Here is a 15,380-nt window from a genome sequence, read left to right as displayed (position 1 = left end):
AAACCAAAAGGTGCTGCAGTGCAGAATAATCCGAATACAACGCTCATTACATCCGATGCGCCTGTCACCGCCCATACACATGGCGGGCGGGCCAAATGTTTGCAACGTCTGGTCCGGCTGGACCTGCCGGTGCCCCGAACCGTTGCGCTGTCATTTGATGCCGTTCACCAGATTGCAGAAGGGGCGATCCCGGATATTGCGGCGATCCTCGAACAGTTCGACCCGACCTCGTTGCTATGCGTCCGACCCAGTTCCGAAGATCCCGATTGGGGCGGCCCCGGCGCGGTTCTCAATATCGGAATGAACGACGCGCGCTATGTCGACCTGTCCGACACCATGGGCGCCGAGGCCGCCGCAGCTCTGTATCTGCGGTTCGTTCAAAGCTATGCGATCCACGTGGCACGGCTGGATGCGGATGTGTTCGATGACATCGAAGCTGATGGCCGCGAGGGGTTGCGCCACTCGCTGCGCGCCTACGAGGATGAAACCGACGAGGTCTTTCCGCAGGACAGGGGCGAACAGCTGATCGGCGTTCTGCGCTCGATGGCGCGTGCATGGGACGGGACGTCCGCGCGCTTGCTGCGGCAGGCCAAGGGGGCACCCGCAGATGCCGGGCTTGGGTTGGTCATCCAAGAGATGATCCCCGGCGTCGGGAAAGGCGAATGCGGATCTGGCGTTCTGCAACTGGTTGATTCCACGACCGGAATGCCACAAATCACCGGCCGCTATCTAAGCCAGAGTCAGGGGCGCGATGCGCTGGGTGAAGATGTGGCAGCCCTGTTTCTGGAAAAAGACCCGCGCGGCCCATCGCTGGAAGAGGTCGCACCAGATGCTTTCGCCGAGGTCAAGGCTCAGGCCGCGCTGATGCGCGAGAAACTGCGCGAAGAGATGCAGGTCGAATTCGTCATTCAGGACGGCACCGTGCATATTCTGGATGGTGTCCGGGTGCAGCGATCGGCCCGCGCGGCCATGCGCATTGCCGTACGTCTTGCCGAAGACGGTATCATACCGCCGCAAGAGGCGGTGATGCGTGTCGACCCGCACGCGCTGAACGAACTACTGCACCGTCAGGTCCACCCCGATGCGCAACGCGATGTGCTGACCACGGCCATTGGTGCCAGCCCCGGTGCCTCGACCGGCAAGATCGTGTTTACCTCGGCCGAAGCACAGGCCAGTGCCGCCCGTGGCGAGGCATGTGTTCTGGTGCGCCGGGAAACCTCGCCCGAGGATGTGCGCGGGATGCACGCCGCCGTTGCGGTTCTGACGGAAAAAGGCGGCATGACCAGCCACGCGGCCGTGATCGGGCGCGGATTGGGTCTGCCCTGTATCGTCGGGGCCTCGGAAATGCGGTTTCAGACGAAAGACAAGATGCTGACCGCACCGGATGGCCGGGTATTCAAAACCGGCGATATTGTCACCATTGATGGCAGCTCGGGTCAGGTGCTGGCCGGTCAGCCCGCCATGCTCGAGGCCGCGTTGGATGACTGTTTCCAGACGCTGATGGGCTGGGCCGATGCCGAGCGTGACATCGAAATCCGCGCCAATGCCGACACACCGGCTGATGCGCAGACGGCCCGGAACTTTCAGGCCCAGGGGATCGGTCTGTGCCGGACCGAACACATGTTCTTTGACCCCGGTCGTCTGATCGTGATGCGCGAAATGATCTTTGCGCAAACCTCGGCGGGCAGGGCGGCGGTGCTGGAACGCCTGCTTCCGATGCAGCGCGAGGATTTCGTTCAGCTGTTCAGGATCATGGAAGGTCAGCCTGTCTGCATCCGCCTGTTCGATCCACCCTTGCATGAATTTCTGCCGACAACGCGCACCGGGCAACGGGAGTTGGCCGAGGCGCTGGACCTGCCCGTGTCCGACGTCGAACGCCGGGTTGAGGCGATGACCGAATACAACCCCATGCTGGGCCTGCGCGGCGTTCGTCTGGGTGTCACCGTACCCGAGATCTACGACATGCAGGCGCGCGCGATTTTTGAAGCCACGCTTGACGCCCGAAAAAACGGTGCTCCGGTGGTGCCCGAAGTGATGATCCCGCTGGTATCCGCCAAGCGCGAGGTTGAACTGGTCAAATCCCGCATCGACTCGGTCGCCGCCGCCGTTGAATCGGAACGCGGGCAGAAGTTCGAATATCGGCTGGGCGTCATGGTCGAAACGCCACGCGCCTGTCTGCGCGCGGAAGAGATCGCGCCACAGACTGCTTTCATGAGTTTTGGAACGAACGACCTGACGCAGATGACCTACGGCCTGTCCCGCGACGATGCCGGTCGTTTCATGTCCGCTTACGTGCGGCAGGGGGTCTTTACCGAAGATCCGTTCCATGTCCTTGATCCGGACGGGGTGGGCGAGCTGCTGAAACTCGGGGCGGAACGCGGGCGTGCCGCGAAGCCGGATGTGACCCTTTCGGTCTGTGGCGAACACGGCGGGAACCCCGAATCAATCGCCATTTGCCGCGATCTTGGATTCGACTATGTGTCATGCTCACCGTTCCGGGTTCCGGTCGCTCGGCTGGCTGCCGCTCAACTGGCGATTTCCTCCAGACTTGGGGGTTGACACCGCGCCGGACCCCAAGGAATAGTGGGTTATACGGTCACTCGTAGGCGAAAAATATTTTCGCTACGGGCGATTTTCCACTTGCTTTTTTCAAGATACTGGACCTTTGCGTCAGTCTGGGGTATCAGCCTCGTCGCGCCCGCCGGGGGAGGGTAAGGCGCGTGATGTGCCTGTGCGAGGTTATCTGATGCTACGTTACATATTGGCTGTTGCCGCAGTGGCGGCAACCGTTCTGCCGAGTGCATCCTTCGCTGAGAAGGAAGCGACTGATACTGCAAAACAAGAACTTGTCGCCCGCAGCGAGCTGCCAGCGCAAAGTTTTCGGGACTATTTCAAGCTGTTCCAGCCCCGCAAGGCGGCTGAACCTGTCGAAGTGTCCTTCTCCAAAGACTGGCTTGACCAGCAACCAAAGGCCTCCGGTGGTGAAAACTGGAAATGCCTGTCCGAAGCCCTGTACTTCGAGGCGCGCGGCGAAAGCGTGCGCGGCCAGTTCGCGGTTGCCGAGGTGATCCTGAACCGGGTCAAAAGCAGCCGTTTCCCGGATTCCCTGTGCGGGGTGATCCATCAGGGGACCGGCAAGAAATACCAGTGCCAGTTCACGTATACCTGCGATGGCCGCAAGGAAGTCATCCACGAGAAAAAGGCGTATGAGCGTGTGGCGAAAGTCGCGCGGGCAGCCATTGATGGCGTGGCAAATGAGTTGACCGAAGGGGCAACACACTATCACACGACGTCGGTGCGCCCGTCCTGGTCGCGGGTCTATAAACAGACCGCGAAAATCGGCGTGCATGTTTTTTACCGTCACAACTACCGGACAGCGAGCAACTGATTGACGCACCCGCGCTGGAAGCTTGCTGGCGTGGGGCAGGTTGCACCCTATATTGCGGGCCAGGAGGCCCGTGATGATTTTGAACCGCAGACACCTTTTGCAATCCGCCGCCGCAGCATTGCTGATGCCGCGTGTGGCCAGCGCGGGTTTTGCACCGCTTAATGCGCGTGTAGCCAAACACCCGATCGCGCCAGAAAGTTATCCTGAAACGGAAGTCTGGACATATGACGGGTCTGTCCCCGGCGTTGAACTGCGTGTCAGGCAGGGCGACCGCATCCAGCGCACCCTGATGAACCAGCTTCCGCAAGCCACGTCGGTCCATTGGCACGGCATTCGCATCGAAAACGCCATGGACGGCGTGCCCGGCCTGACGCAGGACGCGGTCGAGACGGGCGCAAGCTTTGATTACTCCTTCGTCGTTCCCGACGCAGGGACCTATTGGTATCATGCGCATAACCAGTCGATGGAACAGGTTGCGCGCGGGCTTTACGGGCCGCTGATCGTCGAAGAAACTGCTGCCCCCGATGTGGATCAGGATCTGGTGCTGATGCTGGACGACTGGCGGCTTGATCCGGAAACCGCTCAGATCACGGATGATTTCGACAATGGCCATGATCTCAGCCATGCTGGTCGGCTGGGGAATATCATCACTGTCAACGGATCCCTTGACCCTCGCGTTGAGGCGCGACGGAACGACCGTCTCCGGCTACGCCTGATCAACGCCTCCAACGCGCGGATTTTTGACCTGAATCTTGACGGGTTGTCTGGTTGGATCGTCGCTCTTGACGGTATGCCACTGGAAACGCCGATCCCATTGTCTGGGGCTTTCCCAATCGCCCCCGCACAACGCATCGATCTTGTTGTGGATGTCGTGGCTGCGGGCGATACGGCAAGTCTGGTGAGCGTTGAGCGCGATGGTGCCTTTGGCATCGTTCGGTTTGATGTTGACGAACCCTTCGCACCTGCGCCGCGACAAGGCGTGTCAGCGTTGCCGCCCAACCCTTTGCCAGTCATCGAGGATGTCTCATCCGCACCATCGCACCGGATGTCCCTGCAAGGCGGGGCGATGCGCTGGCTGGACAGCGCCCGGATCGGGGACACAGAATTGTCAGGCCAAGAACTGGCGCAGTTGGGCCGGTTCTGGGCCCTGAACGGTTATGCGGAACGCCCGTCCGAACCGTTTCTGGATGCCCGGACCGGGGGTCTTCACAGGATCGAGTTCGTCAATGAAACAGTCTTTCCACATGCCATGCATTTGCACGGTCACCACTTCCGACTGATCCAGCCGGACGGATCGCTTGGCCCGTGGCGCGATACTGTTTTGGTTGATCGCGGACAAACCCGCCAGATCGCTCTGGTCGCGGATAATCCGGGGGACTGGCTGTTGCATTGCCATATGCTGGGACATGCCGCTTCGGGTATGATGAGCTGGTTTCGCGTCACCTGACGCCGCATTCGGCGGTTGGAATGGCGTTTGTTTGAATGTTATAGGCCCTTGCAACGCCTATAGAGGGCAAGCCCTGCAACAAGCCGAAAAGGCCGGACCCATGAGTTCTGAAATCCGACTGGCATTTGCGCACCCGACCGAACGGTCCGAGGCGACCTCGCCCCGAGGGCCGCTGGACCGCATTTCCCTGCGCGACCATATTGTCGAGGTTGAAATCGGTGCGTTTCAGGCCGAGCGGGGAACAACCCAGCGGATCTGTTTCAATATCGTGGTCGAAGTCCGGCCTCTGACCGACCCTATTGACGACGATGTGGATCGCATCCTGTCTTATGACCGGGTGACGGAATCCATTGCCTATGAACTCGCGGCCGAGCGTCTGAACCTGCTTGAAACCCTGGCCGAGCGTGTAGCCGAACGTATCTTGCATGAACCACAGGCTGTAAGGGTCTTTGTTCGCATCGAAAAACTGGATCGCGGCCCAGGCGCTCTCGGGGTCGAGATCGTGCGGGGGAAAGACTCGGTTCATCACGACGTGACCGAGGAAGATCGCCCGCATCCCCGTCTGGTCTACTTGTCGAATGACGCTATCGCGTCGGACAATCTGACCGGGTGGATCGACCAGTTGCAGAACCGACAGCGCCCGCTGATCCTGTGTGTGGGGGCGTCAGACCTGGCTGCGCCGCAAACCGGCCACGCAATGACACAGCGCCGGATTGACCTGCTGGCGATCGAGCAGAACGCGTGGGTTCTGGCCGCGCGCGATCACCGCTGCAAGGTGGTTTCAACCCGGACGGAACTGGACTGGGCCATGAAGAACGGCCAGATCTGTGTCTGGGCCCCGTCCAAGATCGTGCTGGACGCGGTGGATGGTCCGTCCGCCGCGCCCTCCGACGCCGTGGCTTTGGCTGCATGGTTTGCGGCGACCTTTGAAGCCAGCGAAATGATGGTCATCGGCGGCGAATTGCCGAAAACGCCCAAAACCCCCCTGCGGGCTGTGGCCGTGGATCAGGCCGAATTGTGAGCATCTATTTCAGACCGCTGGTTCAGCACGGCCAGACCCGGCCCGCTGGCGCGTATTCTCTGGCCGGTCAGCCCCTGTGGTTTACCCATGTCGAAGCGCTTGGGCGCGATACCGCACCGCAGATCATGGCAGCATCGGATATTCCCGGTGGGGCACTGGAGCGGTTGACCCGCCCGCGCGCACCCATCGCCAGGCTGGATATGCAGGTGCCGCACATCATGGGCATTCTCAACACCACGCCTGACAGTTTCTCGGACGGGGGTGTTCACAGTTCCGTCGAGGCCGCCCGCGATGCCGCTGCAAGGATGGTGGCGCATGGAGCCACCATTCTGGATATTGGCGGGGAATCAACGCGCCCGGGCGCGGATTTCATTCCGGCAGATCAGGAAATTGCCCGCACCCGCCCGGTGATCGAGCCGATTCGCGCACAAACGGATGCCCTGATTTCAATCGACACCCGCAAAGCCAGCGTCGCCAAAGCGGCGTGTGCGGCGGGCGCGGGGCTGGTCAACGATGTCTCGGGGTTCACTTTCGATCCCGAATTGGCACCGTTTTGCGCCGACAAGGGCACACCGGTCTGCGTCATGCATATGCAGGGTGATCCAGCCACGATGCAGGAAAACCCCAGCTACGACAACGTGTTGCTGGATGTTTATGACTTCCTCGAAACCCAGATCGCTCTGCTGGAAAGCTTGGGGCTTCGGCGCGACCTGATCATCGTCGATCCAGGTATCGGTTTCGGCAAGACCGAGGATCACAACCTGACCTTGCTGCGCAATCTCAGCCTGTTTCACGGGCTTGGCTGCCCGATCCTGCTGGGCGTGTCCCGCAAGGGCTTTATCGGAACAATTGGACGGGAGCCTGACAAGACTGCCCGCGCGCCGGGTTCAATTGCTGTGGCTTTGGCCGGATTGTCTCAGGGCGTGCAGATCATTCGCGTTCACGACGTCGCCGAGACCGCTCAGGCCTTGCGTCTATGGGCCGCTGTCCGGTAATCCGGTCTCACGGAAAATCACGGAGTGACACCAATGCGCAAGCTGTTCGGAACCGACGGGGTGCGGGGCACGGCCAACACGCATCCGATGACGGCGGAAATGGCGTTGCGCATCGGGGCTGCGGTGGGGCGCTATTTCCGGCGTGATGCGACCGGTGTGCACCGGGTCGTCATCGGCAAGGACACACGCCTGTCCGGCTATATGCTGGAAAACGCGCTGACCGCCGGTCTGACGTCAACGGGAATGAATGTGCTGTTGTTAGGACCGGTTCCGACGCCTGCGGTGGGCCTGATGACGCGGTCGATGCGGGCCGATCTGGGTGTCATGATCTCGGCCAGCCACAACCCGGCAGAGGACAACGGCATCAAGTTCTTTGGCCCCGACGGTTATAAACTGTCCGATCAGGCCGAGATCGACATCGAAAAGCTGATCGACGAAGGTGTCCGGCCTGCTCAGGCCCAGAATATCGGACGGGCGCGTCGTGTTGATGACGCCCGGTTCAGATATGGCGAGCGTGTAAAATCCTCGCTGCCGCGCGATGTGCGTCTGGATGGTCTCAAGGTGGTGATCGACTGTGCCAATGGCGCCGCCCACCGCACCGCGCCCGAGGTTCTTTGGGAACTGGGTGCAGACGTGATCCCGATCGGGATTTCGCCCAATGGGAAGAACATCAACCTCAACTGCGGATCGACCAAGCCGCAACTGGCCGCCGAAACCGTCGTGGCGCATGGCGCTGACGTTGGTGTCTGTCTGGACGGCGACGCGGATCGGGTTGTTATCGTCGACGAGACCGGTCAGATCGCCGATGGCGATCAGCTTATGGCGCTGCTAGCGACGGCCTGGAAAAAATCCGGGCAGTTGAAAGGCGATGCCCTTGTGGCCACGGTGATGTCCAATCTGGGGCTCGAACGGCACCTCTCGTCACACGGCATGCGACTGGAACGCACGGCTGTCGGCGACCGCTATGTGGTCGAGCGCATGCGCGAAGGCGGCTTCAACCTGGGCGGTGAACAATCCGGTCATATCGTGATGAGCGATTATGCCACCACCGGTGACGGCCTGATGGCCGGCCTGCATTTCCTGGCCGAGATGGTTCTGTCTGGTCGCAAAGCCTCGGACCTGTCCAAGCAGTTCGAAACCGTGCCGCAGCTGTTGAAGAACGTCCGCTATGCCAACGGTCAAACTCCGCTTGAAGTTCAAAGCGTTAAAGCTGCCATTGCCGATGCCGAGGCGCGGCTGAACGGGCAGGGCCGGTTGCTGATCCGCAAATCCGGCACCGAGCCGCTGATCCGCGTTATGGCCGAATGCGAGGATGACGCGCTGCTGGTACAGGTCGTCGACAGTATCGTGGCCGAGGTCGAAGCCGCCGCAGGCTAGCGCCCGAACAGAACCCTGCGCAGGCTGAACCATTGGCTGATGGCCATGCCCGTCAAGATCAGGGCCAGGGCGACGTAGAACCGCAGGGGCAGGGCCTCGGACAGGATCCAGGCCCCGAACACCATCGACCAGATCGGCACCTGATAATTCACCAGCGTCAAAAACACCGATCCGGCGCTGCGGGTGATCGAAACCCGCAGCAAATTGGCGAAAGCTGTGGGGATCAGCCCAAGGACAATCAGGGCCAGCGATGGGCGGTTGCCCTGCCAAGTAGGGACACCTTCGACCAGCAGCATGATGGGCACCAGCAGAACAGCGCCGACCAGCAGGGTCAGCGCGGCCAGCGCCAGCGGCTCGACCGGCGGGCAGCGTCGTGTCAGAATCGATGTCGAGGCATAGCAGAGGGCGGCAGAGATACAGGCCAGCTGCGCCAGCGGCTCGGTCCCTTGACCCAGCTTTGCCAGACCGGGTCCGATCAGGACCAATGCGCCGGAAAACCCAAGGCATACGCCCAGAAACCGACGCAGGTTCAGCGGCTCATCGGAAAAGAAATGCGCCAGCGGCAGCACCATCAGCGGAATTGCGGCCATGGACAGCCCTGCAAAGGCCGAGGGTACATATTGCTGCCCCCAGCTGAGCAGCATGAAAGGCACCGCAGTCGACAACACGCCAATCAGCAGGATTGATGTTGTCAGCGCGGGTGTCAAAACCGGCATACGGCGCCCGGTGATCCGCATCAGGACAAGCAATGTCACCGCACCCAAAGTGGTGCGCGATGTCGCCACGGTAATCGGGCCATAGCCTTCCAATGCCATCGCGACGACCATGAATGTGCCGCCCCAAATAAGCCCCAGCGTGAAAACGCCGCTCCAGTCCTGCTTCGTGGGTTGTTCAACCATTCCATCCCCTTATCCCGCGTGCGCGCCGGTGTCACGGGCTGATCTTGACTTTATGTTAGTTTCCACTTACCGTAAGCAATGACTTACGATATGACATTTTCAGCTTTGGGCGATGCGACCCGCAGGCAGGTGTTCGAAGCCGTCGCCAGCCAGCCTCAGGCAGTAGGTGAACTTGCGTCAAAGCTGCCAGTAAGCCGACCGGCCGTCTCACAACATCTCAAGGTGCTGTCTGATGCTGGGCTGGTGACATGCCACGCGAAAGGGACGCGCCGGATCTATGCGGTGCGCCCCGAGGGGCTGGCAGAGCTGCGCAGATGGCTCGACCGTTACTGGAGCGACGTGATGAACAGCTTTGCAGATGAGGTGAACAGAGCGGGAGAGAGGCCATGACAGACCCGATAGTCAAGACAATTGTCGTAAGTGCCTCTGCTGCGCGCGCTTTCGACATCTTCGTCAACCGCATCGGGACATGGTGGCCGCTGGACAGCCACGCGGTTTCCGCATCGCAGGGACAACCGGCAAGGGACGTGGTTATTGAACCCCGGATCGGTGGCGCGGTCTATGAGGTCATGTTCGACGGAACCCGTGCCGACTGGGGTCAGGTGCTGGCAATTGATCCCGGCCAATCCGTGGCATTCACCTGGCATCCGGGCACCAGCAGGGAGTCTCCAACGCGCGTCGATGTGCGTTTTGAGGATTGTGGTTCGGGGCAGGCCAAAGTCACCCTGACGCATTCCGGCTGGGACGTCTGGGCGGGGGAAGCGCCCGAAAAGCGCGGCGGCTACGATACGGGATGGGATTTCGTGCTGTGCGAATGCTTTGCCAAAGCGGTCTTAAAATGAAAAAGGGCGACCGCTTGGGCCGCCCTTTGCCTGACATCGGTCAGGTTTAGTTCTTTTCTTTGTCGACCATCTTGCCGGCCGAGATCCACGGCATCATGCCGCGCAGCTTGGCGCCGGTCTCTTCGATCATATGCTCGTCATTGGCGCGGCGCGACGCTTTGATGGTCGGCTGGCCAACGGCGTTTTCCAGCATGAAGTCACGGACGAATTTGCCCTGCTGGATGTCGTCCAGAACCGCTTTCATGCGGGCTTTGGTCTCGTCGTATTTCAGGATGCGCGGACCGGTGACATACTGGCCATACTCGGCCGTGTTCGAGATCGAGTAATCCATGTTGGCGATGCCGCCTTCATAGATCAGGTCAACGATCAGCTTCACTTCGTGCAGACATTCGAAATAGGCCATCTCGGGTGCGTAACCGGCCTCGACCAGAGTTTCAAAGCCGCAGCGGATCAGTTCGACCAGACCACCGCACAGAACGGCCTGTTCGCCGAACAGGTCGGTTTCACATTCTTCGCGGAAGTTGGTCTCGATGATGCCCGAACGGCCGCCACCGATGGCCGAGCAGTAGGACAGGCCGATTTCCAGCGCCTTGCCGGTTGCATCGTTGTGAACCGCGACCAGGCAGGGCACGCCGCCGCCTTTGGTGTATTCGCCACGCACGGTGTGACCGGGGCCTTTGGGGGCCATCATGATGACGTCAACGCCGTCCTTCGGCTCGATCAGGCCGAAATGGACGTTCAGGCCGTGGGCAAAGGCGATGGCCGCGCCCGGCTTGATGTTGTCATGAACGTATTTCTTGTAGGTTTCGGCCTGCAATTCGTCGGGCATGGTGAACATGATGACGTCGCACCAGGCAGCCGCTTCGGCAATGCCCATCACTTCCAGACCTTCTGCTTCGGCTTTCTTGGCCGAGGGCGAGCCTTCGCGCAGGGCGATGACCAGGTTCTTGGCGCCCGAGTCGCGCAGGTTCAGCGCGTGGGCGTGACCCTGGCTGCCATAGCCCAGGATAGCCACTTTCTTGTCTTTGATCAGGTTGATGTCGCAATCGCGATCGTAATAGACGCGCATTTTGCCGGTCCTTTCTGGTTTGGTTGGGGCGGTTCTACCTGCCGGGCGTCCGATTGGCGATAGGGTTGGGCTTGAGTATTTGTGAAAAAGATGAAGAATAATTCTTGGAAACGGAAAATACCGAAAAAATCATGCTTGACGATATCGACCGGCGCATTTTGCGCCATTTTCAGGCCAACCCAAGCCTGACCACCGCGGAACTTGCCGATCTGTGCCGGATCAGCGCTGGCGTCTGTTGGCGCAGGCTGGAAAAGATGCAGGCGGCCGGGATCATCGAAGGGCAGGAGGCGGTGATCGACTGGGCCGCAATGGGCTATGCTGTCGAAGTGTCGCTTCGGATCACCTTGGACAAGACACAGGCCCGCGCCTTTGACGAGTTTATGGAAGAGGCCCGCAACGTGGCCGAGGTGATCGAAATCCAGACCTTTCTGGGCCGGGTGGATGTCCGCCTGTCGGTCATAGCGCGGGATATGAAGCACTATCAGCAGCTTTATCGGGACCGGATCCTGACCCTGCCGCATATCGCCGATATCGAAGCGCTGATGCATATCGCGCGAGTCAAGCGGGACGAGGTGTTGCCGGTATGATCGAGTTGGACGAGATTGACCGCCGTCTGCTGCGTGCGCTGCAACAGGACGCCACCCAAAGCGCGGGTGCCCTGGGTCGGAGGTTCAATCTGTCTCAACCCGCCACCTGGCGGCGTATCCGCAGGTTGGAGGACGCCGGGATCATCAAGGGCCGAAGGTTGCGCCTGAATGCCGAGGCGCTCGGCTTTGGCGTGACCGTGTTTCTGGGGGTCAAGCTGGCGCGCAAGGGCCAGATCAGCCTTGAGGATTTCGAACGCGCCGTCAGCGCCATCCCTGAAGTTCAGACTGTCGAGCATGTTCTGGGTCTGTACGACTACCGTTTGCGCGTCGTGGCGCGGGACCTGTCCGATTTCGAACGCGTGTTGCGGCGCCGGATCATGACGCTGCCCGGCGCAGGCGATGTCGAAGCGAATGTTCTGCTGAGCGAGGAACGGCTGCCGGGACCGATTGGGTGACCTGCCTTAGTATCTGGTGCGGATGTAATATCCGGGATGATGGGTCAGGCGGGCAAACGTAATCGGTTTGTCTTCTTTCCATGTGGTGCGCTCCATCTGGATCATCGGCGCGCCCGCCGTGGTTCCCATGAATTCCGCCAGCCTTGCATCAGCGGAAATCGCGCAGAACGCAACCTCGGCATCGTTGAACGGAGCGGCATTCAACAGCCACTCATGCGGTCCTTGCTGGGTCAGGTCGGCCTTTTCCACATCGGGGACGGTTCCGATATTGATCCAGCGCTCTTCAAGCTGGAACGGGCGGTTGTCCGCGTAATGCATGCAAACGACATGCAGAACCCGCGTCTCGGCGGGGACATCAAGCTGAGAGGACAGCCAGCGGGGGCAGGCCTCGACAGTCCGTTCCACCAGCGCATAGCGATAGGCGGCATTCTGGCTTTCGACCATCTGTCGCGCCAGCGAGAATTCCAGCTTGGCGTGTTTGCTGGGTTCTTTCTTGACCCGCGTACCGCTTTTGCGCTTGCGTTCGATGAAACCCTGATCGGCCAGTTCCCTGAGGGCGCGGTTCACCGTCGCGCGGGCGCAATTGAATTCTTCCGCCAGTTGCGTTTCGGTCGGTAGCAAAGATCCCTGAGGCCACACGCGGCTTTCAATACGTCGTTTTACTTCATCTCGAACGGACTGGAAGTTAATACGCTTATGAATCGTCACAGGAAAAATATCCCTTCAAGTAAAAAGTGTGCGCATCTGTTCAGAAGCAAGCAGAAGTGTAAAGGGGAAGTGACACTGGTTGGCGTCATTTTCTTGTGTTCCCAGCGTCCTACAGCACCAAACAGGCCGATTTTACCCGCATTCCGTGGCGTCACTATTTGTCGCGAAATGGCTTTACTGGCCAAGGTAAAGAGACCAAGACTGCACTGACGATATTGAAAGGACGCCATATGCCTGCCTTGCTGAAAAACGTTGACCCGAACGGGCTCGAAGAATTCTCGGTCGTATTCACCGATCGCTCGCTGAACCATATGTCCCAAAAGTTTCAGGGGGTAATGCGCGACATCTCTGCCATGCTGAAAGAGGTGTACAAGGCAGACGGGGTGGCCGTCATTCCGGGCGGTGGCACCTATGCGATGGAAGCGGTCGCCCGGCAATTCGCGCGCGGGGCGGAAGTCCTTGTGGTTCGGAACGGGTGGTTTTCATACCGCTGGAGCCAGATCATCGAAAGCGGCGCCCTGACCAGCTCGACCACCGTGATGAAGGCGCGCGAGACCGGCAATACCAGCCCGTCCCCCTTTGCGCCCGCACCGATTGACGAGGTCGTCGCAACGATTCGCGAACAGAAACCCGGTGTTGTGTTCGCACCGCATGTTGAAACGGCGGCAGGTGTCATCCTGCCGGATGACTATGTGACCGCCCTGGCCAGCGCGGCGCATGAGGTGGGTGCGTTGATGGTACTGGATTGCATCGCATCCGGGTGTGCCTGGGTGGATATGAAAGCCACCGGCGTCGACGTCCTGATCTCGGCCCCGCAAAAGGGCTGGAGCGCATCGCCTTGTGCCGGTCTGGTCATGCTGTCCGAACGGGGCGAGGCGCGTCTGGAACAGACAAGCTCGGACAGTTTCGCCATCGACCTGAAAAAGTGGCGCCAGATCATGCAGGCCTATGAAAATGGCGGTCACGCCTATCACGCCACGATGCCCACCGATGCGCTGCTGGCTTTCCGCGACACCATGGCAGAAACCAGGGGATACGGGTTCGAAAAGCTGCGCAAGGCGCAATGGGCATTGGGCGACGGCGTGCGGGCGATGTTGAAGGAGTATGGCATTGTCTCGGTGGCGGCTGACGGTTTCGGCGCACCCGGCGTTGTGGTCAGCTACACCTCGGACCCCGAAATCCAGAACGGCAAGAAATTTGCCGCTCTGGGGATGCAGATTGCCGCCGGGGTGCCGCTGCAATGTGACGAACCCGAAGGCTTCAGCACCTTCCGTCTGGGCCTGTTCGGATTGGACAAGCTTTATGATGTAGACGCCACCATCGCGCGCCTGAAACGCGTGCTGGATCAGGTTCTGTAAACAGGCCGGGCCTTAGCGAACGCCAAGGCCCATCTGCATCAGCGTCTTGCGCACAGGGGGCAGAGAATAAAGCGCGCTCAGCCCCATTGCGCGCGCATCCCGCAGCGGGCGCGCCTCGATCATCGAGGCGCGGTTCAGCAGGTCGATCCCTTTGACCCGCATCTCGATCTCGGTGTGGCGCGCCTTGTGATATGCGTCCAGCATCTGCGCGTCGCCCAGACCTTCGGGCTGGGATTGCGCCAGATCCAGCAGGCAGCGCAGATCGCCCAATGACATGTTCAGCCCCTGCGCGCCGATCGGCGGCACCACATGCGCGGCCTCGGCCATCAGGGCAATGCGCTCACCCGCCAGCCGTTCCGCGGACTGGCTGATGATCGGCCAGATGGTCCGGCGCGATGCCAGCTTCAAGGGGCCAAACAGGCCACAGGACCGTTCTGTCATCGCAGTCTCAAACGCTTCGGCATCAAGGGTCAAAAGGTCAACGGCATTTGGCCCGCGTTCCATCCAGACAATGGCGGACGAGGGCTGCCCCTGCCAATCGGGCAGCGGAACCAATGTGAACGGCCCGCCAGACCTGTGTATCTCGGTCGAGACATTCTCGTGCGGTACGGGATGCGTCACCGCGAACGCCAGCGCTTTCTGCCCATACCGCGTTGTATGCACTTTGATACCGGCGGCCGCGCGCATGGGAGAGTTGCACCCATCTGCGGCCAGCACCAGCTTGCAGCGGATGCGGCTGCCGTCGCTCAGGCCAACGCGGGCTTCGGCAGTGCGGGTGAACAGGCTGACGGTGCCGGTGCCGGGGCGGAAATCGACATTCGGCAGCTCTGCCAGCCGCGCGACCATTTCCCGGCGCAACAGCCAGTTGGGCAGGTTCCAGCCAAACGGTTGCTCGGAAATGTCAGCGGCGTTGAAATCGCGTACGACGCGGGGTTCGGGCACGTCCCCCCCGGCATCGACAATACGCATGATCTGCAAGGGGGCCGCATGGGCATCCAGCCGCGCCCACAGGCCGCATTGCTCCAGCAGGCCGCGCGCAGGTTGCAGAAAGGCGGTGGTGCGCAGGTCGGACCCGTCCACATCCCGTTCGGTGATCGGTGGCGCGGGATCTACGCACACCACGTCAAACCCGGCGGTTCCAAACGCCGCCGCTGCGGTCAGACCGGCGATTCCTCCGCCGGAAATCAGGATGTCACAACTGTCAGTCATGGCGCCTCTCATCATCTCGGGCAGA

General features: G+C 60.7%; 15 protein-coding genes. 11 read left to right on the top strand and 4 right to left on the bottom strand.

The features are described 5' to 3' along the window. Positions 1 to 18 precede the first annotated feature (18 nt). The 6 genes from AC2FNC_RS02240 to glmM all read left to right on the top strand — a co-directional run bounded on the left by AC2FNC_RS02240 (position 19) and on the right by glmM (position 8,228). Complete coding sequence (locus tag AC2FNC_RS02240) at positions 19 to 2,559, top strand: putative PEP-binding protein (protein WP_480476946.1); 2,541 nt, start codon at positions 19 to 21, stop codon at positions 2,557 to 2,559. A 187-nt stretch (positions 2,560 to 2,746) separates the two neighbouring features. Beyond that, entirely contained in the window at positions 2,747 to 3,388 is a 642-nt protein-coding gene (locus AC2FNC_RS02235; RefSeq protein WP_496714527.1) for a cell wall hydrolase, read from the top strand. 73 nt (positions 3,389 to 3,461) lie between these two features. After that, positions 3,462 to 4,835 carry a multicopper oxidase family protein gene (locus AC2FNC_RS02230; RefSeq protein ID WP_496714526.1) on the top strand — a complete coding sequence of 458 codons (1,374 nt, stop codon included), beginning with the start codon at positions 3,462 to 3,464 and terminating at the stop codon, positions 4,833 to 4,835. A gap of 100 nt (positions 4,836 to 4,935) precedes the next feature. Further along, a complete protein-coding gene (locus AC2FNC_RS02225; protein WP_480476542.1) occupies positions 4,936 to 5,856 on the top strand; it encodes a dihydroneopterin aldolase in 921 nt (306 codons plus the stop codon). Then, entirely contained in the window at positions 5,853 to 6,851 is a 999-nt protein-coding gene (gene folP, locus AC2FNC_RS02220; protein WP_496714525.1) for a dihydropteroate synthase, read from the top strand. Before AC2FNC_RS02225 ends, folP begins: the two co-directional genes overlap by 4 nt. Before the next feature lie 33 nt (positions 6,852 to 6,884). Further along, positions 6,885 to 8,228 (top strand): phosphoglucosamine mutase, encoded by a 1,344-nt coding sequence (gene glmM / locus AC2FNC_RS02215; protein WP_480554693.1) that lies wholly within the window; start codon positions 6,885 to 6,887, stop codon positions 8,226 to 8,228. Here the strand turns inward: glmM and AC2FNC_RS02210 are convergent. Next, entirely contained in the window at positions 8,225 to 9,127 is a 903-nt protein-coding gene (locus AC2FNC_RS02210) for a DMT family transporter (protein ID WP_267363378.1), read from the bottom strand. The two genes, glmM and AC2FNC_RS02210, sit on opposite strands and share 4 nt — an antisense overlap. Positions 9,128 to 9,217: 90 nt before the next feature. Between AC2FNC_RS02210 and AC2FNC_RS02205 the strand changes: the two genes are divergently transcribed. Both AC2FNC_RS02205 and AC2FNC_RS02200 read left to right on the top strand, forming a co-directional pair. Then, a complete protein-coding gene (locus AC2FNC_RS02205; protein WP_480493426.1) occupies positions 9,218 to 9,517 on the top strand; it encodes an ArsR/SmtB family transcription factor in 300 nt (99 codons plus the stop codon). Continuing rightward, positions 9,514 to 9,969 (top strand): SRPBCC domain-containing protein, encoded by a 456-nt coding sequence (locus tag AC2FNC_RS02200; protein WP_496714524.1) that lies wholly within the window; start codon positions 9,514 to 9,516, stop codon positions 9,967 to 9,969. The genes AC2FNC_RS02205 and AC2FNC_RS02200 overlap by 4 nt, the downstream gene beginning before the upstream one ends. A 46-nt stretch (positions 9,970 to 10,015) precedes the next feature. Here AC2FNC_RS02200 and ilvC read toward each other — a convergent pair whose 3' ends face one another. Further along, on the bottom strand, positions 10,016 to 11,038 hold the full coding sequence (gene ilvC, locus AC2FNC_RS02195) for a ketol-acid reductoisomerase (RefSeq protein ID WP_480476552.1): 1,023 nt from the start codon (positions 11,036 to 11,038) through the stop codon (positions 10,016 to 10,018). Positions 11,039 to 11,169: 131 nt separating this feature from the next. On the opposite strand from ilvC, the gene AC2FNC_RS02190 reads away from it, so the two are divergent. Together AC2FNC_RS02190 and AC2FNC_RS02185 are read left to right on the top strand one after the other, a co-directional pair. Continuing rightward, complete coding sequence (locus AC2FNC_RS02190) at positions 11,170 to 11,625, top strand: Lrp/AsnC family transcriptional regulator (protein WP_480476554.1); 456 nt, start codon at positions 11,170 to 11,172, stop codon at positions 11,623 to 11,625. Continuing rightward, on the top strand, positions 11,622 to 12,080 hold the full coding sequence (locus AC2FNC_RS02185) for an Lrp/AsnC family transcriptional regulator (RefSeq protein ID WP_209504239.1): 459 nt from the start codon (positions 11,622 to 11,624) through the stop codon (positions 12,078 to 12,080). The genes AC2FNC_RS02190 and AC2FNC_RS02185 overlap by 4 nt, the downstream gene beginning before the upstream one ends. Before the next feature lie 6 nt (positions 12,081 to 12,086). On the opposite strand, the gene hutC is transcribed toward AC2FNC_RS02185, so the two are convergent. Further along, positions 12,087 to 12,788 carry a histidine utilization transcriptional repressor HutC gene (gene hutC, locus AC2FNC_RS02180; protein ID WP_480493423.1) on the bottom strand — a complete coding sequence of 234 codons (702 nt, stop codon included), beginning with the start codon at positions 12,786 to 12,788 and terminating at the stop codon, positions 12,087 to 12,089. Positions 12,789 to 13,018: 230 nt separating this feature from the next. On the opposite strand from hutC, the gene AC2FNC_RS02175 reads away from it, so the two are divergent. Continuing rightward, on the top strand, positions 13,019 to 14,146 hold the full coding sequence (locus AC2FNC_RS02175; RefSeq protein WP_480624324.1) for an aminotransferase class V-fold PLP-dependent enzyme: 1,128 nt from the start codon (positions 13,019 to 13,021) through the stop codon (positions 14,144 to 14,146). Between the two features lie 12 nt (positions 14,147 to 14,158). Here the strand turns inward: AC2FNC_RS02175 and AC2FNC_RS02170 are convergent, their stop codons facing one another. After that, the gene (locus AC2FNC_RS02170; protein WP_480554698.1) at positions 14,159 to 15,355 is read right to left on the bottom strand and encodes a UbiH/UbiF family hydroxylase; all 1,197 of its coding nucleotides are present in this window, start codon (positions 15,353 to 15,355) and stop codon (positions 14,159 to 14,161) included. Positions 15,356 to 15,380: the final 25 nt, after the last annotated feature.

Source organism: Ruegeria sp. BHSA123 (assembly GCF_059613425.1).
Note: the sequence above shows the minus strand (reverse complement) of the source record. Positions and strands in the feature narration are given on the sequence as shown.